23 protein-coding genes are annotated in these 26,085 nt (G+C 47.5%); 6 read left to right on the top strand and 17 right to left on the bottom strand.

Annotation, left to right across the window (positions count from 1 at the left end; all coding sequences use genetic code 11):
- The first annotated feature begins 150 nt into the window (after positions 1–150).
- Positions 151–1,020 carry an alpha/beta hydrolase family protein gene (locus BLV50_RS02990; protein WP_083584560.1) on the top strand — a complete coding sequence of 290 codons (870 nt, stop codon included), beginning with the start codon at positions 151–153 and terminating at the stop codon, positions 1,018–1,020.
- A 134-nt stretch (positions 1,021–1,154) separates the two neighbouring features.
- On the top strand, positions 1,155–1,880 hold the full coding sequence (locus BLV50_RS02985; RefSeq protein WP_256337834.1) for a YoaK family protein: 726 nt from the start codon (positions 1,155–1,157) through the stop codon (positions 1,878–1,880).
- Positions 1,881–1,907: 27 nt separating this feature from the next.
- Here BLV50_RS02985 and BLV50_RS02980 read toward each other — a convergent pair whose 3' ends face one another.
- Positions 1,908–2,804, bottom strand: coding sequence for a LysR family transcriptional regulator (locus BLV50_RS02980; protein WP_072732565.1), 897 nt, complete (start codon positions 2,802–2,804; stop codon positions 1,908–1,910).
- A 138-nt stretch (positions 2,805–2,942) separates the two neighbouring features.
- Between BLV50_RS02980 and BLV50_RS02975 the strand changes: the two genes are divergently transcribed.
- From BLV50_RS02975 to BLV50_RS02965, 3 genes are all read left to right on the top strand, one after another.
- Entirely contained in the window at positions 2,943–3,647 is a 705-nt protein-coding gene (locus BLV50_RS02975) for an O-methyltransferase (RefSeq protein WP_090805774.1), read from the top strand.
- Positions 3,648–3,724: 77 nt separating this feature from the next.
- A complete protein-coding gene (locus BLV50_RS02970) occupies positions 3,725–5,056 on the top strand; it encodes an MFS transporter (protein ID WP_090805771.1) in 1,332 nt (443 codons plus the stop codon).
- Between the two features lie 26 nt (positions 5,057–5,082).
- Entirely contained in the window at positions 5,083–5,418 is a 336-nt protein-coding gene (locus tag BLV50_RS02965) for an AbrB family transcriptional regulator (protein ID WP_090805768.1), read from the top strand.
- A gap of 74 nt (positions 5,419–5,492) precedes the next feature.
- Here the strand turns inward: BLV50_RS02965 and BLV50_RS02960 are convergent, their stop codons facing one another.
- The 10 genes from BLV50_RS02960 to BLV50_RS32400 all read right to left on the bottom strand — a co-directional run bounded on the left by BLV50_RS02960 (position 5,493) and on the right by BLV50_RS32400 (position 16,100).
- Positions 5,493–5,696 carry a hypothetical protein gene (locus tag BLV50_RS02960; protein ID WP_064638863.1) on the bottom strand — a complete coding sequence of 68 codons (204 nt, stop codon included), beginning with the start codon at positions 5,694–5,696 and terminating at the stop codon, positions 5,493–5,495.
- Between the two features lie 76 nt (positions 5,697–5,772).
- The gene (locus BLV50_RS02955) at positions 5,773–6,036 is read right to left on the bottom strand and encodes a YkgJ family cysteine cluster protein (RefSeq protein ID WP_090805765.1); all 264 of its coding nucleotides are present in this window, start codon (positions 6,034–6,036) and stop codon (positions 5,773–5,775) included.
- A gap of 29 nt (positions 6,037–6,065) precedes the next feature.
- On the bottom strand, positions 6,066–6,920 hold the full coding sequence (locus tag BLV50_RS02950) for a chemotaxis protein (RefSeq protein ID WP_090805763.1): 855 nt from the start codon (positions 6,918–6,920) through the stop codon (positions 6,066–6,068).
- Positions 6,921–7,194: 274 nt separating this feature from the next.
- Positions 7,195–9,207 carry a PTS system trehalose-specific EIIBC component gene (gene treP, locus BLV50_RS02945; protein ID WP_090805761.1) on the bottom strand — a complete coding sequence of 671 codons (2,013 nt, stop codon included), beginning with the start codon at positions 9,205–9,207 and terminating at the stop codon, positions 7,195–7,197.
- Between the two features lie 29 nt (positions 9,208–9,236).
- Positions 9,237–10,958, bottom strand: a complete 1,722-nt coding sequence (gene treC, locus BLV50_RS02940; RefSeq protein ID WP_090805758.1) for an alpha,alpha-phosphotrehalase — start codon at positions 10,956–10,958, stop codon at positions 9,237–9,239.
- Between the two features lie 312 nt (positions 10,959–11,270).
- Positions 11,271–12,623 carry a C4-dicarboxylate transporter DctA gene (dctA, locus tag BLV50_RS02935; protein ID WP_090805756.1) on the bottom strand — a complete coding sequence of 451 codons (1,353 nt, stop codon included), beginning with the start codon at positions 12,621–12,623 and terminating at the stop codon, positions 11,271–11,273.
- A 240-nt stretch (positions 12,624–12,863) separates the two neighbouring features.
- Positions 12,864–13,556, bottom strand: coding sequence for a metal-dependent hydrolase (locus tag BLV50_RS02930; protein WP_064638869.1), 693 nt, complete (start codon positions 13,554–13,556; stop codon positions 12,864–12,866).
- 89 nt (positions 13,557–13,645) lie between these two features.
- On the bottom strand, positions 13,646–15,337 hold the full coding sequence (locus BLV50_RS02925; RefSeq protein ID WP_063563388.1) for a glycoside hydrolase family 13 protein: 1,692 nt from the start codon (positions 15,335–15,337) through the stop codon (positions 13,646–13,648).
- A 120-nt stretch (positions 15,338–15,457) separates the two neighbouring features.
- Positions 15,458–15,916: a VanZ family protein gene (locus BLV50_RS02920; protein WP_090805754.1), complete on the bottom strand. Its 459-nt coding sequence runs from the start codon at positions 15,914–15,916 to the stop codon at positions 15,458–15,460.
- Positions 15,917–15,959: 43 nt separating this feature from the next.
- Entirely contained in the window at positions 15,960–16,100 is a 141-nt protein-coding gene (locus tag BLV50_RS32400; protein ID WP_177031105.1) for a hypothetical protein, read from the bottom strand.
- 487 nt (positions 16,101–16,587) lie between these two features.
- On the opposite strand from BLV50_RS32400, the gene BLV50_RS02915 reads away from it, so the two are divergent.
- Positions 16,588–17,397 carry a CPBP family intramembrane glutamic endopeptidase gene (locus BLV50_RS02915; protein WP_090805751.1) on the top strand — a complete coding sequence of 270 codons (810 nt, stop codon included), beginning with the start codon at positions 16,588–16,590 and terminating at the stop codon, positions 17,395–17,397.
- Positions 17,398–17,508: 111 nt separating this feature from the next.
- On the opposite strand, the gene BLV50_RS02910 is transcribed toward BLV50_RS02915, so the two are convergent.
- The 6 genes from BLV50_RS02910 to BLV50_RS02885 form a co-directional block, all read right to left on the bottom strand.
- Positions 17,509–19,941: a glycogen/starch/alpha-glucan phosphorylase gene (locus tag BLV50_RS02910; RefSeq protein ID WP_090805749.1), complete on the bottom strand. Its 2,433-nt coding sequence runs from the start codon at positions 19,939–19,941 to the stop codon at positions 17,509–17,511.
- A 362-nt stretch (positions 19,942–20,303) separates the two neighbouring features.
- Positions 20,304–21,407, bottom strand: a complete 1,104-nt coding sequence (gene glgD, locus BLV50_RS02905; RefSeq protein ID WP_063563384.1) for a glucose-1-phosphate adenylyltransferase subunit GlgD — start codon at positions 21,405–21,407, stop codon at positions 20,304–20,306.
- A gap of 27 nt (positions 21,408–21,434) precedes the next feature.
- Entirely contained in the window at positions 21,435–22,604 is a 1,170-nt protein-coding gene (locus BLV50_RS02900) for a glucose-1-phosphate adenylyltransferase (RefSeq protein WP_090805747.1), read from the bottom strand.
- A 506-nt stretch (positions 22,605–23,110) separates the two neighbouring features.
- The gene (locus BLV50_RS02895; RefSeq protein ID WP_090805744.1) at positions 23,111–24,253 is read right to left on the bottom strand and encodes an amidohydrolase family protein; all 1,143 of its coding nucleotides are present in this window, start codon (positions 24,251–24,253) and stop codon (positions 23,111–23,113) included.
- A 2-nt stretch (positions 24,254–24,255) separates the two neighbouring features.
- Positions 24,256–25,314, bottom strand: coding sequence for a pyridoxal-phosphate-dependent aminotransferase family protein (locus tag BLV50_RS02890; protein ID WP_090805741.1), 1,059 nt, complete (start codon positions 25,312–25,314; stop codon positions 24,256–24,258).
- The gene (locus tag BLV50_RS02885; RefSeq protein WP_063563380.1) at positions 25,298–26,083 is read right to left on the bottom strand and encodes an ABC transporter ATP-binding protein; all 786 of its coding nucleotides are present in this window, start codon (positions 26,081–26,083) and stop codon (positions 25,298–25,300) included. The genes BLV50_RS02890 and BLV50_RS02885 overlap by 17 nt, the downstream gene beginning before the upstream one ends.
- Between the last annotated feature and the right edge of the window lie 2 nt (positions 26,084–26,085).

The raw sequence follows: 26,085 nt of genomic DNA, 5'->3' as shown, positions 1-26,085 counted from the left end.
CATATGGAGCCAATAAACGAATTTCTCGCACCGAACGGCTGTTGCTGGAGGAAAGGTATGGGAACCTCGTTTAGGCGCATCCTAAAGAAGAATCATGGTCAATTGGCACGCCATTTCCGATGAAAGAGGTCGATCCCCCTGCTCTATCATGTGACGTATTCGTCCGATGCGCTTCGGGTAAAAGGCTATTTATGCCTGCCTGACGGCTGCTTCTTACCCGCCTTCTCGCCGTTAGAAAACACTCATAGCAGCCCTGCCTTCCAAGGCTTCACCGTAACTCAAGAATCCATGCAAATGCAACAGCTCGCAAGCCGCTACCCTCCTGTAGAACAACACACCATGGACGGTATTGATGCACGTTGGCCGGTTCTGATCTATTGCCGCGGTGGGTTGGGCAACTATGGTGGGGTAAATACCGCTTGGCTGGAGCAATTTGTCCATAAAGGTTATATCGTGTTCGCTCCATCATATCGTGGTAACGAAGGTGGCGAAGGACGTGACGAGTATGGCGGACGAGATGCCGAAGATGTACATGCCGCTTACCGACTTGTGCAAGAGTGGCCCTTTGCCGATACGAAGCGAATTTCAATGATGGGATTTTCGCGTGGAGCCATTAATGCCGTACATACAGCAACAACCTACAATGAAGGACCTCAGCAGGTACATAAACTGGTGCTTTGGAGCGGTGTCGCCGATGTGGAACGTACCTATCATGAACGAACCGACTTGAGACGTACTTTGAAAAGGGTGCTTGGCGGTTCGCCACGTTCAGTTCCGGAAGCTTATCTCGCCCGTTCTCCCTTGTCGAAGGCACACAAACTCCATTGTCCTGTGCTGATCATGCATGGCACGTCTGATACGCAGGTGAATTACAGTCATGGAACCCGGATGTATCATTGGCTGAAACGTAGAGGTGCCAACGTTACATTTCATGCTTATGGGGGACAGGATCATCGTTTTCAGGAGAGGATGCATGAGGCGGCAGTGAACAATATGTTTGACTGGCTTGCAGCACCTTAGCTGCAGAGTAGGCATGATTTAAACAAGTTTGCTGCTATGGGAAATTGGGCTTGAATCATAAACTTCATTTTGAAGGATCATGCGTTGTGGATGTATACTGGAGGGGTTACGTTTTTTTGAAAGGACGGATGATTATGAATCAAAATACCCTCCAAAAGTACGCAATGCTGCTGTTATGCATGTCTGCCGGAATGGTTGATGTGATCGGATACCTGGGACTAGGGCATGTGCTTACAGCCAATATGACGGGTAATATTGTGCTACTGGGGATCGCGATTGCCCGTGCTCAGGAATTGGTTGTGCTGCGTGCAATCCTTGCCCTCATTGGTTTTATTGCCGGTAATGCCATTGCGGCATACATGATCGGACATGTGCAGACGAAAAATGGCTGGTCTTCCCGGGTCACATCTGTGTTCACTGTAGAAAGTATATTGCTTCTGCTCTTTGCCATCGCTATGATCAGTCCTTATTCGGAACAACTATCCTATTTGCTGATTGCCATGCTGGCCACCGCAATGGGGATGCAAACGACTGCGGCACGCCGCATTGGGATTGCCGGTATCTCAACGACCGTGCTTACCAATAATCTGGCCGCCGTGGTTGAGGATGCGGTAAGCATCCTTCAGCGACTGCGACACGCCAATATCCGCTCGCTGGTCAAAGCGCTATCAGCAGATGCATACCTTCGCGCAGGTGCCGTTGTGATCTATTTGGGCGGCGTTATTCTAGCTGCGATGTTGTTCCACCGCGTACCCATGATGGCAGTCTGGATACCTGTTCTGATCGTTGGAGGAGTCACCCTGTATGCACGGTTATACTCCCGAGGAACAACCAAAGCAGCGCCGACGGATGACATTTAAAGTTAGCTCTCATGCCATTATTGAGATTCATTTCATTAATGATGCTTCCTGTCTGATGAGTTCAACCAGATGCTGTGCAGCAGGAGATAACACTTCCCCTGCTCGTGTACAGACGGCTACGGTGTTTTTCAACTGTACACCTCGAACGAATACACGAGCCAACCTGCCCTGTTGTACATCTTCCTTTACGACCAGAGAAGAAATAAAGTTGGCTCCATAACCTGCCTTCACCGCACTAATCGTTTCGTTCAACCCATTGAACTGAAGCGCAATGCGGGGAGCGGCCAGGTTATTTGTTGTGCAAAGAGAGACAAGACGCTCCCGTGTAGCGCTGCCTTCTTCACGCATGATGAAGGGCTCTGCCACCATCTCCCGAAGCTCAATTTCCTTTCCCGCATAGGGATGATCGGGATGTACCACAAACCACATTTCATCTTCAAACAATTCGTCCCAATGAACACCTGAATGTGTAATGCCACTTCCACCATAAACCGCAATCTCGGCCTCATAACGCAGCAGTTGGTCAAAAGCCATCCGAGTATTGGTTGTGCTCACAACCAGCTCCACATCCTCGTGCATTTGCTTGAAACGGGCAATCCAGCCCGGAAGCAGAAAATTCGAGGGCAAATAGGTTGCGGTAAGACGAATCATCCCTTTCTTGCCTGCACGAAAATCCTGCACAAAGTTCTCTACATCCTGCTCCAGCATGAACAGACGTTCCGCGTAGCCTGTTAATTGCATTCCCGCATCGGTAAGAACCAGTCTTCTCCCCTCCGAAGCAAATAGTTGAATGCCCAATTCCCGCTCAAACTTCTTCACCTGAGAGGATACCGCTGGCTGGCTAATGTTGAGTTCTTCCGCCGCACGCGTGACTCCTCCATATCTCACGATGGCATGAAACAATCGTAATCCGTGCAAATTCAACCGCAACGCCTTCTTCACTTGAAGTATATAATCTAAAGTTATATTAACATACATAATATATATTTTATTTATGTATTTCTTCCCTTTATAGTTGAAGTATGAAATCCAATACATGCAATCGGAAAGGAACATGTAACGATGAACAATGTGAATGGTTCTACTCAACAGCAAACCTGGAGTCAAGTCGACAACTATTTGAACACCTTATTAATCCCCTCGGATCTCCTGCTGGAGCAGGCACTACTTACCAATGCGGAAGCCGGCTTGCCCGCTCATGATGTAGCACCTAATCAAGGGAAATTACTTCAACTCCTGCTTCAAATACAAGGCGCAACTCGTGTGCTGGAAATCGGGACGCTTGGCGGATACAGTACGATCTGGATGGCTAGAGCCCTTCCCGAAAACGGACGTATCGTCACACTGGAAGCAGATCCACGCCATGCAGAGATGGCACGAACCAACATCACGCGTGTAGGACTTATGCACAAGGTTGATCTTCGAGTAGGTCCTGCCCTGACTACTCTTCCCGACGTTCAGGAAGAGTACAGAGAACCCTTTGATTTCATCTTCATCGATGCTGACAAACCGAGTAATCCAGACTATTTGCGATGGGCGCTGCGTCTGGCTCGTCCGGGAAGTCTGATTATTGGTGACAATATCGTCAGGGACGGTGAAGTTATCAATGCAAACAGTACGGACAACAGAGTTCAGGGCGTTCAGTCATTCCTGAAATTAATTGCCGATAATCCGCGTCTTGAAGCTACCGCACTGCAAACTGTAGGCACTAAAGGCTACGATGGATTCGTGATTGCCCGAGTGCTGGAATCCCCTACTGCAAAATAAACAGTGGTCAATTCTTCCGCAAATCCCCCATTCCTGTTAAACTAAAATCACTGCACAGGCAGACTGGGGGAAACCACTTGAGACTTCTACAACAGATTCATGCTGAAATTCGGGGCTGGTCCCGCAATATTCAATTGTTTTTTCTGGCAAGCATCTTGTATCAGATCGGAAATGGCATGTTCTCTGTCTTGTACAATCTGTACATTCAGGGTCTCGGCTACAATGATACAATGAACGGCCAGATTGTAAGTATTCAATCACTTGCGACAGCGATTATGTTTGTTCCCATCGGACTATGCGGCGATTTCTTCAGCCGTAAGCGGCTGCTGATTACCGGCGCCTTGTTCAGCGGAATATTTCTGATTGGCCGCTCCTTCGATTATTCTGCCAGCGGACTGATCTGGTTTGCTGTATTTTCAGGACTTTTCGCTGGCGTATTTCAGGTACTGGCCATTCCCTTCCTCGCTGAGAATGTGAAAAAAAGTCAACGACTGAAGATGTTCAGCTATTACTCCTGCCTCGTACTCGCTTCTCAGGTACTCGGCAGCTTGGGTGGTGGCATATTTGCAGACCTGCTTCATACGGCTGGCCTTGCCAAAGTCACTGGTTTGCAAACGGTATTGTTCGTAGGTGGGGCAGCTACACTGGTTGCGTTTATTCCGATGTTGTTTGTATCCGAGGATAAGAAGGCACCACAAGCGGATACTCCGGCGCAACCTGTCACTGAATCTGCAACATCTGCAACGGATGACAAACAGGATGTCGTTCATTCCGCAGTACAAGGCAGCAAGAACGTTACTCTTAGCCAAAAGAAAGATTCCCGTTTGATCGGTCAATTTGTCATAACCCAATTATTAATCGGGTTTGGTTCTGGACTGGTTGTGCCTTATTTGAATCTTTATTTCACCAACCGTTTTTCGGTATCCTTAAGTGCCATGAGTCTGCTCATTTCATTGGGTCAGATCATGACCATTGTATCGATGCTGATTGGACCTACACTTGCGGCCAAGGTGGGCAGTGTTCGAGCTGTCGTCATCTTCCAGGTTATGTCACTGCCCTTCCTGCTGCTGACTGGCTTTACGAATCTGCTGCTCATCGCTTCAGTGAGTTTCTTATTCAGACAAGCGCTGATGAATGCAGCCAATCCGATTCAATCCGCCATTCTGGTAGACAGAGTATCGGACAAACGCCGTGGAATAGCCAATTCACTGATGCAGACCGCCTTTATGATTGGATGGGCCACCATGGGACCCGTGCAATCCTACCTCGTGACCACTTATGGCACGTATTGGGGGTACGCGATCACGTTCAGCATTACAGGCAGTTTATACGTGATTTCCTCGCTGATGTACTATATGATGTTCAAAGAACCGAAGCCATCTGCCCGTGTTCTTGCCGCGAACAGATAAATGATAACCATTCAACAGGACAGTGGATGAATCAGCTCCCTGTCCTGCTTCGTAATGAGCCAATCACCGTCCAAGGATCAAGCAGTGTTCTCCTCATTGCAGGTTCGCTTGGCTTGAGCTATATATTAATGAGGATGTTCTCTCTCTCGGCCGCTACATCATTGTTGAGCATGGCACCTGGCGGAATGGATCAGATGAGCATCATGGCCCATGAAGTCAATGCCAACCTATCGGTGGTGTCCGGATATCAGTTGTTTCGCATCTTATTTATATTCTTTATCGTCTCTTCGCTCCTTAAGATGATTCTCATGCATATGTTGAGGAAAAAAGGGGCGAGCACCATTCTTCGGTCAAGTAAATAGGAAGTGGACACACCAAAGAGAGTATCCGACTGATTTCCAGACTGCGGATACTCTCTTTTATTTGTTTGCTCATTTTATGAATAAACCCGACTATACATCCAACTCACAATGCCCACAGTTACAGCGGCCGCCCCAATAATAAATGCATAATAGCCAAGTTTGCTTTTTGACTCTGAAGTCTGCTTGTCATAGAAGTCTGAGTTTCGCCTGTAGAATCCCATCCACAGTTCTCCAATCATATTCACAACGACCATTACAAACCGTTTGGCAAGTCCCATTCATCCCATACCCCTTTCTTTTCTCAAACCCCTTCCATATTAAGTATAATTATCCTTTTCCATCAAAACAACTCTGTCACGCTGAACTCGGGGCAGTTTCCTGCTCCAGCCAGCTCAATCGCTCAAACGCCTCCTGGTCCGTGCTGCCACACATCTCTTCCGAAGCCTGCAATCCGTTGCATACAGCCGGGCGCTCTTTCTGACCAAAGATTCCGCAGCGATTGTCCTCCGTCAGTTGTACACAGCGCACACCTGCGGGCTTGCCGTCAGCCATCCCGGGTATCGGCGATGAGATGGAAATCGCGATACAGCATGCGGCACAGCCTGTCCTGCATTCCATAATTATTGTCCTCCCTTCATATCTGACATTTAACTTGATCCACGATTCACCCACGTCCACGTTCGAGCCAAACCCTGTGCAATTCTCCGATTCATGGTTCCATTCGAGAAATATCCACCATGACTCAACGGATTCCAGCTCCCAATTACACCGCCAGAGTTAATTTCCACGTCTTCGTTGACCGCTGCCTCATAGGCCGGATCAATAGGTCGCAGTGGGTAACCCAGAATATCATCCCGATCATAAAAGTTAATCCATTCCCCTTCAAGCCCAGGAAAGTACTGCCCTGCCAACGGTGAAGGTACCTGAATCGGCCGGCTAAAATCATGATACCGTAAGCTCCATAATGGCAATGTCGTTCCAAAGGAATAAAAGCTCGTTAAGGTATCTCCCCGTTCCAAGGCGGAAGTAACATCCACGATGGAGGGCGTGCGACTAGACGGATATTGCAGATCATAGAAGAAATTACTTGCAATCACAGCTCCCAAACTATGTGCAATGATACAGAGTGGAGCTTCTGGCCCATTTCGTTGTGCAAGTGCGTGCATCGCCCGATTCAGCGTATAATGTACCGCATCATAGTTATGCCCTTGATTTTCCACAGGTTGATACGCGACGGCATCAGCCAGATAATGTATAACAAATCGACGCAACACTTGATAGTTCAATCCCTGAGAGCTGACAAGCTGCTGAAACAGCGCCTCTTCCCGATCCTCAAATACGTCAGCCCAAAATACGGGCTCAATATCCAGCATCTGTTTGGCTTCTCCCGGCAACACCATAACCTGATCCAATTCCTTATGCAATCGCGAAATCAGTGTATCCGCATAATTTTCCTTTTGCATACCCAGACCATGAATGACCATTACCGCAACACGAGTCATGGCTCTCCTCCTCCGTCCATTGACTAGCCACTCTCTTTGAACCATATGAACTTTTCAACCTGAACATGCATAGTCCTAATGAACAAGCTTTCCGATCGTTGCAAACATGAGATTTTGCCACATGTATCCTAGATACAGTTTACCACGTAACCAATAAAAAAAACGAAATCCATAAAGAGTAAACCCATACAAATTGGTATGCGTTCAGCTTGATCTCGGTATCAAGCTGAAAAAAGAAGCTGCGAATATCGCAGCTCCCCATTTGTTCGTAAACTTAACCTTTCAAATGAACCTTAAGCACACCGTTCTGATTGGATGTAACATCACCTGTAGTGACCTCCACCCGATCAACCATGTCCTGACCATCTGGAATAATGATTGGCGTTATGAGCGGATATCCCGCAGCTTCAATCACTTTACGGTCGAATTCAAGCAACGTTTGCCCGGCTCTTACCTTCTCTCCAGTTTCAACATGCATGTTAAAACCTTCGCCTTTGAGCGATACCGTATTAATCCCGACATGAATCAGAATCTGCAAGCCACTCGCGTGCTCAAGAATGACAGCATGTTTGCTCTTGATGACATGGGCAACCTGAGCATCAAACGGGGCAACAACCTGATTGCCAGAAGGTTCAATGGCAACCCCTTCACCCATTTGCTTCTCTGCAAACGCCGGGTCAGGTACTTGTTCAAGCGGAACAGCTTTACCTGTTAATGGTGCCATGATTTCCAGTGTATTCACAGGCTCATCCGCCACCTGAGCAGCACTGCGTGTGCGTGGCTCTGCAACTGCATTTGTTGTAGTTGTGCTAGAAGCTGATTTCGCTGAAGTTGTTTGACCACCAGCTACAGTAGCTTGATCTGCGTTGCGGTCTTCTTTTCTCAACTTCGCTCTTCCGAAAATAACAGTCAGTACGAACGGAACAACCAGTACAATCGCCATACCGATGAAGAATACTCCCCATTTGTTCGGGAAAATGGACAAGAATCCAGGTACGCCACCTACACCGATAGAGGTTGCCTGAACATTATTCATCGTAAGCAGTACACCGCCGATCGCAGAACCGACCATACCGAAAATAAACGGATAACGATAACGGATATTCACCCCAAAGATCGCCGGCTCGGTTACCCCGAGGAAGGCTGAAACGGATGAAGTTGCCGCAAGTCCTCTCATTTTCTTCTCACGAAGCACGAGCATCATAGCAAGTGCGGCAGAACCTTGCGCGATATTGGACAGTGCCAGCATCGGCCACAGGAACGTTCCGCCTTGGCTACCAATCAGCTGTACGTCTACCGCTAGGAACGTATGGTGCATTCCTGTAATAACGAGCAATGCGTACAGTCCACCGTAGATCAGACCGCCCAGAGCCGCATATGAATCGTAAATATAGATCAAGCCGGATGTAATTCCATTCGCAATGGCAAATGTAACTGGACCAATGATTGTAAATGCTAGGAATCCGGTAATCAATAAAGTGACAGGTGCAACTACAAGCAGTTTGATCGAATCATGCACCCTTTTGTTCAGGAAAATCTCCAGCTTAGCAAGCAGATATGCGGATACCAATACCGGCAGAACCTGCCCCTGATAACCGATCTTCTCAATATGCCAGCCGAACAGATTCCACGTAGGCACGGTGCCTTCGTTGACTGCATTGGCGTAGCCATAAGCACTCAGCAGATCGGGATGTACCAGGATCAGACCAAGTACAATCCCAAGCAACGGACTGCCGCCGAACCTTGTTACAGCGGACCAACCAATTAACGCAGGCAGGAAGGTAAAGGCTGTGCTCGCAATGGTATTAATAATAGATGCGAGATCCTTCCATGCCGGATATACATCCACCAGTGATTTTCCATCAAAGAATATGCCTGGTCCTGTCAGAATGTTATTAATACCGAGCAAGAGACCGGCCGTGATGATGGCTGGCAGGATCGGGATGAAAATGTCCGATAGCGTTTTGATCGCACGCTGAATCGGGTTTTGCTTTTTACCCGCAACAGCCTTCACGTCATCCTTGGAAGCACGTTCGCCCCCGGTAATCTGAATCATTTCATCATACACTTTATCCACAAGCCCAGGTCCGATGACCACCTGGAATTGTCCTTGTGAGGAGAACTGGCCTTTGACCAGATCGTTCTGTTCCAGACTTTCCGTATCTACTTTACTTTCGTCGTATAGGGCGAACCGGAGGCGTGTGACACAATGCGTTGCAGCTTCAATATTATCTTTGCCGCCGACCGCGCGAACGATCTCCTCAACCTGTTTTTTATCAATTGCCATATTGTCACTTCCCATTTATATAATGTGAATTAGTCCTGTTGCGGTACAAGCCACATATAGGATGAATACGGGCTCAGGGAGATTTCTTGCTCAAGTGCAGGCGATACCTCCGTATTGCCAATCAGCAGCTCTGCGGATTTACCCGCAATGTGGTCATTCCAGACGGCTTCAGAGAAAGCAAATTTTACGTCCCGCTTGCTGAAGTTGGATACCACAAGCAGCGTCTCGCTTCCATTGGTCCGCGCATATGCGAATACGTCTGGGTGTGCATCGTCCAAACGTTCATACAGACCGTCGGTCAGCACACCAACCTGTTTCCGTAGAGCAATCAGCTTGCGATAATGATAATAGATCGAATTCGGGTCAGCCATCTGCTGGGCCACATGAATCGACGGATATCGTTCGTCCACTTTGATCCACGGTGTACCCGTTGTAAATCCTGCATTGTCGCTTCCATCCCATTGCATCGGTGTACGGGAATTATCCCGTGAACGCTCTTTCACAATTTGGAATGCTTCCTCGGCGGATTTGCCCCGTTCTTCCTGAAGCAGTCGGTACATATTGGTCGATTCAATATCACGGAACTCGCTAACGTCATTCCAGACTGGATTCGGCATCCCGATCTCTTCGCCTTGGTATACGTAAGGTGTTCCCTGCATGCCATGAATGGTCGTAGCGAGCATTTTGGCACTCTCAGCACGGTAATCGCCATCATCTGCGAAACGAGACAACGCCCGCGGTTGATCATGGTTGTTCAAGAACAACGCATTCCATCCCCCACCTGCCTGCATACCTGTCTGCCACTCACTAAACAGTTGTTTCATCGCTTCAAAATCGTAAGGCATCAGTTCCCACTTCTGTCCATTCGGATAATCCACTTTCAGATGGTGGAAGTTAAACGTCATGGAGAATTCCCGGGAAGCAGGGTTCGAATATTTGATGCAATGCTCCAGCGTAGTGGAGGACATCTCCCCAACCGTTACCATATTGTGTGGTCCAAACACCTCTTCATACATCTCTGTAATGTACTCATGCACACGTGGTCCATCGGTGTAGAACTTACGTCCGTCGCCTGGGGAAACGCTACCATCATCGTCGGGGAAACGCTGGTCCTTGGAGATCAGATTGATGACGTCCATACGGAAACCATCTACACCCTTCTCCGCCCAGAACTTGATCATGTCCCGTACTGCCTTACGTACCTGCTCGTTCTCCCAATTCAAATCAGCCTGTGTTTTGTCAAACAACGTCAGGAAATATTGTCCTGTCTGCTCATCATACTGCCATGCAGGTCCGCCGAACTTGGATTGCCAGTTATTCGGCACACCACCATCCGGAGCAGGGTCCTTCCAAATATAATAATCGCGATATGGGTTATCCTTGGAAGAACGTGATTGCTGGAACCACTCATGATCCGTAGAAGAGTGATTCACCACGATATCAATCATCAGCTTCATGCCACGTGCCTTCAGACCTTTAAGCAGTTCGTCAAAATCTTCCATCGTACCAAAATCAGGATTAATCCGATAATAGTCCGCTACGTCATAACCGTTATCATGCTGTGGAGAGACATATACGGGCTGCAGCCACACGATATCAATACCGAGATGTTGCAAGTAATCCAGCTTTTCGGTCAATCCCCGAATGTCTCCGGTACCCGATCCAGTTGTATCGTTGAAACTCTTGGGATATACCTGATACACCGTGGAAGTCTTCCACCACGATGATGAAGTTGTGTTGGTTGAACTCATGTTAACGCCTCCAATAAATTGTATTGCTTATGTGGTTCTCTTGGCCTAACTCCATTTATATATTACATAACTAAACATGTATATACAAGTTGAAACTTCAATATGCTATCTTTTTCCTCTTCTACACATTCCCCATTAATGATTCCTCTGTAACAATTATTTTGAAGCTTGCGTTCGAGAACTCCATGATATCTGTATCTTAAACGAAAAAACCGTCTGTTATCCCATGATTTCATGCGGGTAAACAGACGGTTCATATTCAAAGATATGATGAGTTAAAAATTCATACGGATCTCGTTTAATTCCTGTTTCTTACAGTATGTCCATTGAAACCATTCCTTTTCCCTGTTCCCTTTTGTTCAACTTCACCGAGGACAAGGATGCTTGTTCTTCTCTCTCCAGCTCTTCTGCACTAATCTCCCCGGAAAGCACCGCCCGCATACGTTTTTGGTCCAACAGCCCTTCCCATTTCGCCACGACAAATGCCGCAACACAGTTGCCCATCAAATTCGTGAATACTCTCATGGTATCCATGAAGCGGTCTGCACCTAGCAGTAAGGCAACAGCCGCTACTGGGAATGCATTCAGGGCTGCAGCTGTAGCAGACAGAGCAAGGAATGCGGAGCCAGGTACACCCGCCATACCTTTGGAGCTAAGCATTAACACCAGTAAAATCGTAATCTCTTGTCCCAGTGTCAGATCAATGCCAACCGCCTGAGCCAGAAAAACCGTCGCTAGCGATAGGTAGATCGAGGCTCCGTCCAGATTGAACGAGTACCCTGTCGGGACAACGAGACCGACGACAGCACGGTCACATCCTGCCTTGGTCAACTTGTCCATCATGCGGGGCATAACGACTTCCGAGGAACCTGTACCAATCGCAAGCATCACTTCGGAACGTGTATATTTTACAAATTGCAGAAAGTTCAGCCCTGTGATCCACCAGGCAGCCAGTGCAAGCATCACCAGAAACAGTAACGCTGCTCCGTAACAGGCAATAATCAGCAAACCGAAGGAGGAGAGTGTGGATGCCCCATATGCTCCAACCGTGTACGCCATGGCGCCGAATGCTCCGATTGGTGCCAGTTTCATAATGTACCCAATAATGCGGAACAAGATTCCCAATACATTTTCAATCAACGTCAGCACATTCTCCTTCGCCTTACTTTCCGTTGCTGCCAAGGCTACCCCAAACAAACAGGCAACGAGCAGCACTTGCAACAATGCATTTTGTGCAAAAGCATCTACAACACTTGTTGGAATAATATTCATAATAAAGTCGACCACATGCGGCAGTTCAGAGCCATTGGTTTTGGCTTCGATGCCACTTGCATCAAGGGTCGAGGGGTCCACATTCATGCTTGCACCCGGACGAAGCAGATTGGCTGTGCCAAGTCCAAGGACGAGGGCAACCGTCGTTGCGATTTCAAACCACAGAATGGCTTTGAATCCAATGCGTCCAACCGATTTCAGATCACCGATTTTGGCAATGCCTGTCACGATAACCATAAAGATTAATGGAGCAATGATCATTTTGATCAACTTGATAAAACCTGTTCCGAGCGGCTGCAGCAGACTACCCAGATCAGGCCACAGAATGCCTACACCAATCCCGATGATAACCGCTACAATAATTTGAAAAAACAATGATTTCACGAATGACATGAACGCTCCCCCTGTTTTTAGGTCAATTCGGATTTCCATTTGGTTTCCGTGTAATTTTTTATAACATTTGAGCATGAACTTCAACAATGGGATTTCACGGTTTTTGTCATTCAGACCAACTATGGAGTACTAAATTGAACTTGAAACCGAAAAAAGACGAATATCACGTCAGTTATCTTGACGTGATATTCGTCTTTAGCTTTGTATTGCTTTTATGATTGAACAGTGATTAATAGAGCATTACAGGGTAAGGGATTGTCCCGGTGCCAGCACACGGCCTTCCAGACCTTTGGAAGCAAGCTGCTCCACAAACTTCTCGGCATCCTGACGAATAACCGGGAACGTATCATAATGCACCGGAATCGTCAGCTTGGCATTGAACCATTCAGCAGCCTGCAGTGCATCCTCCGGTCCCATGGTGAAATGTCCACCAATAGGCAATAGTGCTACGTCGATATCATGGCGGTCACCAATCATTTTCATATCACCGAACAGGCTAGTATCTCCGGCATGCAAAACGGTTTTGCCACCAATGTTAATAATATATCCTGCAGGCAATCCTGCGTACATGATCCGTTGTTCCTCTTCCAGTACGATACCGGACGTATGGAAAGCCTGAATCATTTTGGCTTGCGCAAAGCCAAGATCCACCGTTCCACCCATGTTCATGCCAAGGGTGTCCAGGCCTTTCCATGACATATATGTAGCCAGTTCCACAATCGCAACCACCTTAGCATTGTTAGCCTTGGCGATGGGTTCAGCATCCAAAATGTGATCCATATGTGCATGTGTCAGTAAAACGGCATCGGTCTTGATGTCTTCCGGTTTGGTGACAGCAAGTTCATTGCCACGCAGGAAAGGATCAATGATCAACGACTTCTCTTCTGTGCCCAGTTGTACACTGGAGTGTCCGTGGTAAGTAATATTCAACAACTTGGTATCCTCCTGACATATGCGTTCGTTTGGTTTGATTTTCAACCCATATTATAATTCAAAACTCTTCGCCAAAGCAAAATGATGTCTCATCTCTGCATTCGATAAACCCGTGCTTCATATGGCTGAAGAAGTATCGCACCCTTATCGGTGGAATATCGTCTGCTGACATTGCTAATGACCGTCTTGGCATTTTCATCGTTCCAACCCTCAGGCCATTGCATCTCAGGCTCATGTTCACGGAAATTCAGAATAACAAGCATCTGCTCATCATCCAGCGTCCGGGTATAGGCATAAATATCGGGATCATTGGGCAAAAGCAGCTCGTATTCCCCATAGATAAGTACTTTATGTTGTTTGCGAAGAGCGATTAGTTTACGGTAATAATGCAAAATGGACTGGGGATCACGTTCGGCATCCTCCACATTAATCTCAGGATAATTCGCATTCACCTGAATCCATGGCTCACCATCGGTAAATCCGGCATGTTTCGTATCATCCCACTGCATCGGTGTACGGGCATTATCACGACTCTTGCGCCAGATCGCTTGCATGACTTCATGTTTCGCTCGCCCTTGTCCAATATGCTGCCGATAATAATTCATCGTTTCAATATCCCGATAATCCTCAATATTAGGGAAAGCAACATTGGTCATGCCGATTTCTTCCCCTTGATAAATGTAAGGCGTACCCTCAAGGGTGAGCATCCAAGTAGCCAGCATCTGGGCAGAGCGCACCCTGTACTTTCCATCATCACCGAAACGGGATACCGGACGCGGCTGGTCATGATTGCCCATATAATTGGCATTCCAGCCTCTGTCATGCAGCACGGTTTGCCAGCGGCTCATAATTTCTTTCAGCTCGGGCAGCTTCCACTCTCGATAGTTCCATTTGCCGATTCCAGATGATTGAGCGTCCACAAACATATGCTCAAACTGGAACACCATATTGAGCTCATTCCGATCTGTCCCAACATAAGCCAGCGCCTGTTCCGGTCCAAGCCCGGAAGTCTCTCCAACAGTCATTGGACCATACGGCTTCAGGATCATGTCGTTAAGTTTATTCAGAATCGAATGCACCTGCTCGAGGTTGGAAAAAAGCTGGTACGCAGGAACGACCGGCAGATTATCCGGATTATGTGCGCTGGGTAACCCCTCCGCCTTGCCGATATGCGCGACCGCATCGAAACGGAAACCATCCACACCCTTTTGCAACCACCAATGCACCATCTCATACATCTCTTCTGCCATCTGTGGATTGTTCCAATTCAGGTCAGGCTGGTGTTCTGTATAGAGATGCAAATAATATTCATTCGTCTCCGGATCAAGCTTCCACACAGATCCCCCAAAGTAAGACTCCCAGTTGTTTGGAACCTGACCATTTTTGCCTGAACGCCAAATATAATAGTCCCGTTTCGGGTTCACTTTCGATGAACGTGACTCGGCAAACCACGCATGTTCATCCGACGTATGATTCAGTACCAGATCCATCATGATCTTGAGACCGCGCTTGTGCGCCTCAGCCAGCAAACGGTCAAAATCCTCCATCGTGCCATACTTACGTAAAATGGAGTAATAATCACGGATATCGTATCCGTTATCATGACCAGGTGAATCGTAGATTGGACAAATCCAAATTACATCCACGCCCAGATCAGTCAAATAATCGAGCTTGTCATATATCCCCTGCAAGTCACCCTGACCGTCCCCATCCGAATCTTTGAAGCTGTTGGGATAGATCTGGTACACCACACTCTCTTTCCACCAAACGATATAGACCACCTCGCTTTCATCACTCTTTACTATATAACCCGTTAGTATGTTTTATCCGAAATGTCCCTCTTATAAACAGAAAAGATCCATGAACACAAAAAGACCCGATCATTAACTGCTATTCGCAGTTCATTTTCGAGTCCTTCTCTGTGAGAAGATGAATAAGGCAAACCCTATGTATCCAATCCAGGCACCCACTGTATTCAAAATAATGTCATCGACATCAAACGAACCAACACGGGTAATCAATTGCGTAATCTCAACAGCTAACAAAAGTAAGACGACAATACCTGTAAATGGTAAAAACTTTCGGCACCTGCGGAATAACCAGGGAATCCATATCCCAAGCGGGATGAACAAAACAATGTTCCCAAACAGATTCTTCACCCAGGCTTCCGTATGATATCTGTTCTTTTCGAAAAGTAGGGGCTTGATTGTCTCTAATGGTACCAGATTATATTGATAATTCACGCCAGGCGTTCTCCCGCTGACAAAGAGCAAGTTACCCATAATCAACATATATAACAATGCCATACATGCGACGATTGTGAGCATCCACCTGGAGTGGAGCCACGAACGTTCGTTCATTGTCTGAATTCCTCCAACCTTTTTTCCTGCGGAGCGGTATGGTCTATTTTAAAGGGATATAGATCTTCATGTCCAGCTGCTCAGGCTTGAACTTCCATACATCCATCGTGAACCCGGCATATAAACCGCCAGGAATTTCAATGGGAAAATAACTAGGCTTCAGTACTTTTTTGTCATTTTCCATGCTGTTCATCAAGAGAGGAAATATAATATGTTTTTTTTACTAGAGCAAGCCCTTCAACTGTCTGCCTCATCCTACCCCATCGTTACCTAAACAGAACCTAAACTACAGCAGTAAAAATTCAGCTGGTTTTTATCCATTTCGTTAGCTTCTATTTAACTTGGGCAACTAGAATTGTAAATGAGGCAGCATTGAAAATATGTTCCTCGTAACCGTAGCTTCCGTTGGATTTCTGGATCATTCGAAGAATTAACACAGAGAAAATAAAATTTACGAGAAGGAGGACGCATGATCCTAACCATAAAAGTGCTCGTTGAAAGTGGGGGAATGAACGGCTGGACGTTCGCAACCTTTGTATTAAACTCCGCAATATTGTCGGCACTGTTTCCAAAGACTTAGCGGGACTATATCTTGACTCAATAGAAGTTAGAATCTTAAAAAAACAAGAGCAAATGAAAAAAAATATTAATGTATAGTGGGAGTGTTTATCATGTCAATTAATAGGGACAAGCTGCAAGAAACTTTGGACCCTGCCCTTCGGGTTCGTCCCCGCGTAGGATGGGCGGTTCTCACATATTTCCTCTACAGCGCCGTTTTTTACGCGATCTTCTTGCTCAACGGCATCGACTACACTCGAGTGGGTGAGAGTGAGCGAACCCTTCTTCTCTGGTATATAGCACCGCTGTCCGGCGGTGCGGTGCTGACCATCACAATGGTCACGATCTACGGTTGGTGGCGTCCTAGCCTGGTTGAAAGGCGGCGTCTTTCTCGATGGACAATGACTCTGCCGATTATCATGATGGTCATCGCGATCGTGAACATGCTGACCGGCGATTTCAGCCGTGTCACCCCCCTCATGTGGCTGTATCTCATTTTCGGCAGTATCATGGTTGGCTTCAATGAGGAGATGATCAACCGAGGTCAGTTAGTCGTTGCTCTGCGCAGCCGATTCGGCGAAACCGGGGTCTGGCTGCTCTCAACAGCGTTGTTCGCAGTCTTCCACCTGCCGAACATGTTCTGGGGTATCGGAGCGGGTGCCCTGTTCCAGGTAGTGATCGCTTTTGGCCTTGGTTCGATCTTCTATCTTGCTCGGCGGTCTACCGGATCACTCGTGGCCTCCATATTCCTGCACGGGTTCTGGGACTTGAGCGTCTTCTCAGCCAATGGCGCATCGGCGTTACCCATCGCTGGTTTACTAGCTCCGTTGTTGGTGATCGCTGCAGTGATCACGGTTCCGATCATCCTTCGTCGTGAAAAGCGGCGCGATAACGCACAAAGTGTGTCACGACCAGTCGGCTGATTCATACAAAAATCCCCTTGTGCAATAAGGAGTGATCTCTGATGAAGGTATATGAACCCAACAGAGATCAACCTAATGTACAAGGGGATTTCATTGTTAAATACTACTTATTTAAGCTTTCCAGTGTCCGGACACCGGATGAATGCCCCAGATATCAGTCGCATACTCACTGATGGTACGATCACTGGAGAAAATGCCGGAATGAGCCGTATTCAGCACTGCCTTGCGTGTCCAGCCCGATACATCGCGGTACGCCGAATCAATGGCAGCATGCGCATCGGCATAGGCAGCAAAGTCACGTAACACAAAGTACTCGTCACCATGAGCCAGCAAGGAATCATAGATATCCCAGAATTCACCATCACGCTCACAGAACACTCCTGGGTGTACCAGCTGCTCCACGACCTCACGAATTCGTTCATCCTGCTGTACAATCTCATTCGGCCGATAACTGCCGGATCGGTAATATTCAAGAACTTCGTCTGCACTCAGACCAAAGATAAACATATTGTCTTGACCGACCTGCTCTGCCATCTCGACATTTGCGCCGTCCATGGTACCAATGGTTAACGCTCCGTTCATCATAAACTTCATGTTCCCCGTACCGGAGGCTTCCTTACCTGCGGTTGAAATCTGTTCGCTGACATCCGCGGCAGGAATGATTTTCTCGGCAAGAGAGACCGAGTAGTTTTCCAGGAAAAATACCTGTAGACGATCTTTCACGGCCGCATCGCGATTAACCGTATCTGCCACCGTGTTAATCAATTTGATAATTTTTTTGGCAAAATAATAACTCGGCGCTGCCTTTGCTCCAAAAATGAACGTACGTGGCACGATATCAAACGAAGCATCGCTCTTGAGACGGTTATACAAATGCATAACATGCAGAATGTTCAGCAGCTGCCGTTTGTACCCATGCAGCCTTTTCACCTGTACGTCAAAGATAGAATCCGGATTGACCGCCTTTCCGGTATGATCCAGGATGTACGCGGCCAATCGCTCCTTATTGTTACGTTTAATGGAATGGAACTGCTGCTGGAATGAAGCATCGTCTGCAACGCCTACCAGCTCATTCAGTCTGCCCGGCTCCCTAATCCACTCACTTCCAATCGTATCTGTGATCAGATTCGACAGCTTCGGATTGGCATGCATCAGCCAGCGGCGATGGGTAATGCCATTGGTTTTGTTATTGAAGCGCTCGGGATATAGTGCATAGAACGGAGCCATCTCCCGTTCCTTCAATATTTCGGTATGCAATGCCGCGACACCGTTGACGCTATGACTGCCCACAATCGCCAGATGAGCCATCCGTACCTGATCATTCGCAACAATCGCCAAATGCTGGATACGATCCTGGTCTCCGGGATAACGTTCGAGCAGCATGCCACAGAAGCGTTTGTTTATCTCTTCAATAATCATGTAAATGCGCGGCAGCAGCTTGCTGATCATGGCTACAGGCCACTTTTCAAGCGCCTCACTTAGCGTTGTATGGTTGGTATATGATACGGTGCGGGTCGTAATATCCCATGCTTCATCCCATCCGTAGCCTTTGACATCGATCAGAATGCGCATCAGTTCGGGAATCACGAGTGTTGGATGCGTATCGTTGATATGGAACGCCACTTTATCCGGCAATCGATCATACGAAAGCTCCAGCTTATTAAATGTACGCAAAGCACTCTGTACGCCTGCCGAGCACATGAAATATTGCTGTTTCAGACGGAGCAGCTTGCCCTCGTATTGGGAATCATCCGGGTACAAGAACTCCGAGATCGATTCTACCGAACGGCTATAATCCAGATATCCGTAATAGTTCGAAGGGGTATCGAGCGAAGTCTCCCGCTTGGGCTCCGCACTCCACAATCGCAAGGTGTTTACATGGGGCTGGCCATAACCAATCACAGGCACATCATATGGTACAGCTACCACTGATTCGGCATCCTTCGTGACAAATTGATAATGCCCATCCTGTTCATATGCCTCCACACGGCCCCAGAACTGCACTTCCACCTTTTTGTCCGGACGGCGCACTTCCCATTCATTGCCCTTCTCGAGCCAATTATCGGGTAATTCCACCTGATTGCCGTTAATAATTTTTTGCTCAAACAAGCCATATTTATATCGGATTCCGCATCCATGTCCTGCATAGCCAAGGGAAGCAAGTGAATCCAGAAAACAGGCCGCGAGTCTTCCCAGACCTCCGTTGCCGAGCCCTGCGTCCGCTTCCTGTTCTTCCACTTCTTCCAAAGAGAAACCCAATTCAGCCAGACTGTCACGAACGAGTTCCAATTCATTCACATTTAACAGGTTGTTGCCGAGCAGACGTCCAATCAGGAATTCCAGCGAGAAGTAATAGACCTGTTTATCCTGGCGCTGCTTAAACCCCTGATTCGACGCCGCCCAATCTTGACCCGCATATTCGCGGATCATGCTTCCAAGTACGTGATAGACATCCTCCTGCGTTGCTTCTGCTAATGGTTTGCCCAATTTGCTGACCAGATTGCGTCTAAAAATACTCTTGAACGTTTCCTTGTTGTCAAACAAAAGAAGGTTCCTCCCGGTGAAATCCTGTAGGATGTGGCGGTCCACACTTGTTTCTTACACATGAGTGCTACACCTTTCAAAGCTACACTTTCGGCTAAGAGCCCGTTCCGGTTACGAATCGTTCTTCCGATCGCTGTTGTCTCTCAAATTTCTTGATGAACCTTATAAAAGGTTGAAATTTGGAGACAAAGGCGAACGCTGACGCTTCTTCAGAATCGATTTCGTCACCTCCACTGCGTTAGCACATATAACCGTAGCTTTAGCTGTGGCTCCCATGCTTCAAAGAAACATGAACCTTAAATCCATCCTACAGGATTTTTATTTTATATATATTTATAGATGATATCGGTTAAGTGTTGATATTAGATAATAGTACTCTTCGCCAGAATATAAGGGTTCGACGGGTCGCCGATCAGCGTCTGGCCGCCGCTTAGCTTCACATCTTTGTCGAGAATGACGTTCTCCAGAACGGCGCCTTCTCCGATGTAGCATTTTTGCATAATAATGGAGCCTTTAATTTTGGCACCTTTCGCCACATGCACCCCACGGAACAGGATGCTGTCCTCCACTTCCCCACCCACAATACAGCCGTTCGCGAGCAAGGAATGTTTAACCTCAGCAGAGTCCAGGTATTTGGCAGGTGCCTCATATTTAATCTTGGTTTGAACAGGCTGTTCCTTGAACAGCTGCTCATACAATCCGCTATTCAACAATTCCAGACTGTTGCGGTAATAGCTATCAATCGAATTGATCACGGCGTGATAGCCATCATAGGCATATGCAGCAATGTTCAAGCCATCCGGATTTTTCTGAATCACATCACGGAAGAAATGGCTTTCGCCATGAGCGATGCAGCGCTGCACCTGGCGCAGGAACAGTTCTTTTTCCATAATGAAAATTTCTGTATATATATTCGGGTGATCGGCGCTTTGGTGAATGTCCACCACATTACCGTTCCCGTCATCTTCAACTTTGACACAGGCGTCATGTTCAGGCAGCAGTTTATCCACTTTTTTGCAGACCAGCGTTACATCCGCGCCCTTGCTTATATGGTACCTGTACACATCCTGCAGATCTGCTTTGGTTACGTGCCGACTACCTGCATGGACAACATATTGCCCTGAACCCCGGCGGAAAAAATCGAGATTATTGTGAAAATGCTGCAAATCCCCTTGTGACGTATCGGTCGGATCGTTCCAGTCCGGTGGCAAAATAAACATGCCGCCATGCTTGCGATCCAAATCCCACGGCTTACCGTCTCCCAGATGATCCATGAGTGAACGGTACTTGCGACGCACAAATACACCGATACTCTCAATGCCAGCATTCATCATATTGGATAATACAAAATCAATCAGACGGTAACGCCCGGCATAAGGCACCGCGGCTCCGCAGCGAAAGTACGTCAATTCCTTCAATTCCTCAAGCTCATGGTCAAGGTTAATAACTCCGATCAATGGTTTCATCGCATGCACCGTCCTTTGGGGTTTAGATTAGGCTTTACTTGTCATTCCCTCGAGAAGCTGACGTTCCAGTTCTTCCTGATCGACCAGTAATATATCACTCTCATCCTCAGGGGCGGGTGACAGATGTACTCCATCCGGGATCACCAATCCTTCGGCAATAATAGCTTTGTGAATGCGTACATTTTGACCGATCTTCACTTTTGGCATGATCACTGAATCGGTTACGGAACTGTTCTCTCCCACCTCAATACCGTAGAACAACACCGAGTGTTTAACCTCACCATGTACCACACTACCTTCACTGATGATGCAATTCCGTACCTTCGCCGATGGTGAAATATATTGCGCAGGCTGATTCGGATTACGAGTATAGATACGCCAATCCGGATCGTTCAGGTTAAACGGCGTTTCCTCATCCAGCAGGTCCATATTGGATTCCCACAGACTGTGGATTGTACCGACGTCCTTCCAATACCCTTCAAATGGATAAGCGTATAGTGATTTTTCATTTTCAAGCAGCAAGGGAATGATATCTTTGCCAAAATCATAGGAGGTGGATGCCTGCTGTTCGTCCTGGATCAGGAAGCGTTTCAGTACATCCCACTTGAAGAGATAGATACCCATGGAAGCAAGCGTGCTCTTGGGTTCAGGAGGTTTTTCTTCGAATTCATAGATGCGATAATCATCGTGGGTGTTGAGCAACCCGAACCGGCTGGCTTCTTCCAACGGAACGTCAATGACCGATATGGTGCAATCTGCATCCTTTTCTTTATGGTATTGAAGCATTTTCTCGTAATCCATTTTATAGATATGATCCCCTGACAAGATGAGCACATGCTCAGGATCGAATTGTTCGATAAAATTCAGGTTACGGTAGATCGCATCCGCCGTACCGCGGTACCAGCTACTGCCGTCTTCACGTTCATGAGGAGGAAGTACATATACCCCGCCATTTTTGCGGTCCAGATCCCAATCACTGCCAATGCCGATATAAGAGTGCAGCACCAGTGGTTCGTATTGGGTCAATACACCGACCGTGTCGATGCCAGAATTGGAGCAATTACTTAGAGGAAAATCAATGATGCGGTAGGTTCCGCCAAAATAAACAGCAGGCTTGGCCAGTGATTTGGTCAGTCCCTTTAATCTTTTGCCTTGCCCTCCAGCGAGCAGCATCGCTACAACTTCTTTTTTTGCCATCATTACAGCCTCCTCCATGTGCATTCGTTCTAAATCATTTCAGAGCCCATAATCCGATATGCTGTTGTGTGGACACTTTTGTCATGATTAGGAGCATGCTGTACAGACTATGTTGCTCGGAAATTCCAGCCAAACGTTATTCTTTGTAATGTCTGAAAGTAGATGATACATGCAGAATTGCCTGTACTTGTTGTGTAGAGGTGATAGGTGGATGTAAAAATCAAGGTGTACCCCGTGTAAAATGCAATACACTACTCCTATATAACATTAAACACGAAACGGGCTGAGGAATCTTGCTGGAAAACTTCGACAAAAGTTTAAGTGGATATCACTCCTTCCTTTATGCCGCTGTTATTAAACATTGTATTCGCTGATGAGTCTGCAAAATCCTTTTGGAAAACTTTTGGGGATTTATTTATCGCTTAATATTCGCCAGAAAACCTACTCCTTCGAAGCAACATAGCGCTCACTGCATTCACGAGTAAAGAAAAAACGCAGAAACCAAGTTATGGTTTCTGCGCTCCAATAATTACGGACACGATGCTCTTTCGCAACTGATCTGCATTTTTCGTTTGATACGGATCGGCATTGAAAATAATAGCATCCGCAATATAACCTTCTGCAATCTGTCCCAATTCGTTGCCACGACCCAGAATATCAGCAGCGTTTGACGTCGCAGATTGCCACGCCTCTGCCCGAGTCAGGCCATAATCGATCAGCGTATCCAGCTCTTGCAGATTATAGCCATGCAGTGAAGGTGTGGCGTAATCGGTACCGAAACCGAAACGGACTCCTGCTCTTTTGGCATATCCGATGGCAGTAGAATGAGCTTCTGCAGCGCGCGCTGCACGATCACTGATGACAGTAGGCAACGCCAGCACGCCTTTTGGATCTGCGGCAATACGATATATCGATGTGGTCGGCACAAAGGCCGTTCGGGACTGCGCAAGCCTGCCCGCCTGATCCTCTGATAAGAACATTCCATGTTCCACCGATTCCACCCCGGCCTGAATAGACCAGTCTATCGTCACTCCACCCCAGGTATGAACCAGCACCTTTTTATGGTTGGCATGGGCATGTCGAACGATGAATGCGAACTCTTCCTCCGAAAATACAGGATCGAGCACTTGTTCCGTAGGGGCTCCCAGCCCACCTGTAGCCATAATTTTAACCCATCCTGCGCCTGTATCAAAAATTCCGTTCAGCCGTTGTTCTAGATGCTTCACACCACGGGCATCTGCCGCTCCCAGCATTTCACTGCTGGTTTCAACTCTTAAGGGGTGTTGATAGTGCTGAGCGAGATGTCGAGCAGTGCTTGGTAACATTCCACCTGCATCACGAGCCGTAGTTACTCCCGTCCGGAGGGTGGCTGCAAAAGCTTGCGCTTGCATCACTTCAACCTCGTGGCTGTCACGCTTTAATTGATCCGCATGGTCAAAGTCTGTCCAGGCTAGATGCGTATGAAGATCAATAACTCCGGGACTTATCCATATATCTGTACCCGGAAGCGATGAGTTATCATTCTGCGGCACGGATTCTGTAACAGATGCAAACCGGCCATTCTGAATCGAGATATCGAACCGTTTGCCTTCAATGCCTGCTATAAAGATATGTTTGAAGCTTTGCTCTTCCGATTTTACCTGGGTCATATTCATTTCCCCCAAACGAGGCGAACAGCATGGACTGCTTGCTCATGGTCCTGATTCAATAATACCGCAATGGTCGCAACAGCTTCCTCCACACCTGCCAAGGACGCATTAACTCCAAAATGATTAATTCGCAGAAGCTGACCAAAAAGTTCTCCATCCCCCGGAGCAACGATGCCAATCGGCTGATCGATATGCAACTTCTTCTCCCCGGAAATTCGAACCGTCGTAGTCAGTGTCGAATATGTTCTGTTATCTTTTTGCCAAGGCTCCAGACCCAGGACCTGAATTCCCGCTATAGCAGATAACGCAGCCTGTTCATGACGCTTGATCACCTGCTCCAAGCCTTCAGACTCAATAGCTGTCAAAGCCAAAATCAGTGCTCTGGCTTCCAGCGTTGGAATGTTGGGAGGAACGCGGACGGGTGCAGCCCCATCGCCGGGTGGCTTCAGATCAAGCAAAGACAGGATGGAGTTGCGCGGTGCATGTGCATTGGATTCGAGAAATTCCCATCCACGCGGCGAAATGCTTACTGCGCTGATGCCGTTAGGCCCGGCCAGGGCTTTTTGTGCACCCACAGCTACAAAATCAACGCCCCATTCATCGACCAGCAGAGGCTCTCCCCCAATCGCTGATACAGAGTCGCTCACCGTAATCAGGTTATGGGCACGCGCAATCTTTATGATTTCTTCTGCGGGATTCGATCCACCTGTAACCACCTCTGCTTGAACAAAGGATAGTGCGGACGGTTGATACTTTTCAATCGCAGCAGCTACCTTCTCCACAGGTACAACTTCATCAAAAGGAACTTTGACTTCAATAACCGTTGCCCCTCCACGTTCAAGCCACTGACCAAACAAACTGCCATAAGGCCCTGTTACGACATTAACTATCGTACGACCCGGTGCAGATATTCCAGCTGCCACGGCCTCTATGCCCAAGATGGCCTCACCCGGGATGATCACAGGAGGATACCTCGTAGACAAGAGCCTGGAGAGCAATTGTGTAAGCGTATCGTATTCCGACAGGGTAAGGGGTATGTTTCCTTTATATTGTTGGCTCATATAAACCTCCTATAGAACTTGATTTCGGCATCTTTGGAACTGCGGACAGCAGCTCTCGGCTGTATGCCGTTTCAGGTCGTGTGAAGAATTGATCCTTGGGACTAATCTCCACAAGCTGACCCTGCCGCATGACTGCTACCGTATCGCTAATGGCATGGATAACTCCAAGATCATGAGAAATGAACAGAAACGTAAGATTAAGTTCCCTCTTAAGTGAATTGAACAAATCGAGCACACTCCGCTGCACAGAAACATCCAGTGCACTTGTCGGCTCATCCGCAATTAGCAGACTCGGCTCTACACTTAAAGCGCGTGCAATGGCGATCCGTTGGCGCTGACCGCCGGAGAATTCATGCGGATACTTGTCCAGTGCCCTGCTTTCCAACTGAACACGGGCCAAGAGATCTCTCGATCTTTTCTCCACCTGTGAACGGTCTACAATGCGATGAAACAACAGCGCTTCAGCAAGAATCTGCCGAATGGAATGTTTGGGATTCAGTGAAGCATCAGGATTTTGGAAAATCATCTGTATGCTTTTATACTGCTCACGACTTCTCTTCTTCTTTAATTGCTGATCTCCCAGCAAAATCTGCCCCTCATCTGGCGTAATTAACCCGGCAATGACTCTCGCAAGGGTAGATTTGCCCGAACCGGACTCACCAACAAGACCAAGCGTGGTATGCCTCTGAAGATTTAGTGTGATGTTATCCAGCGCAGTAAAGTCACCATATTGAACCGTTACATTCTGAACCTGCAAAGCTAGTTCCATAG

It is taken from the genome of Paenibacillus sp. 276b (assembly GCF_900107875.1).
Lineage (GTDB): Bacteria > Bacillota > Bacilli > Paenibacillales > Paenibacillaceae > Paenibacillus > Paenibacillus marchantiae.
Note: the sequence above shows the minus strand (reverse complement) of the source record. Positions and strands in the feature narration are given on the sequence as shown.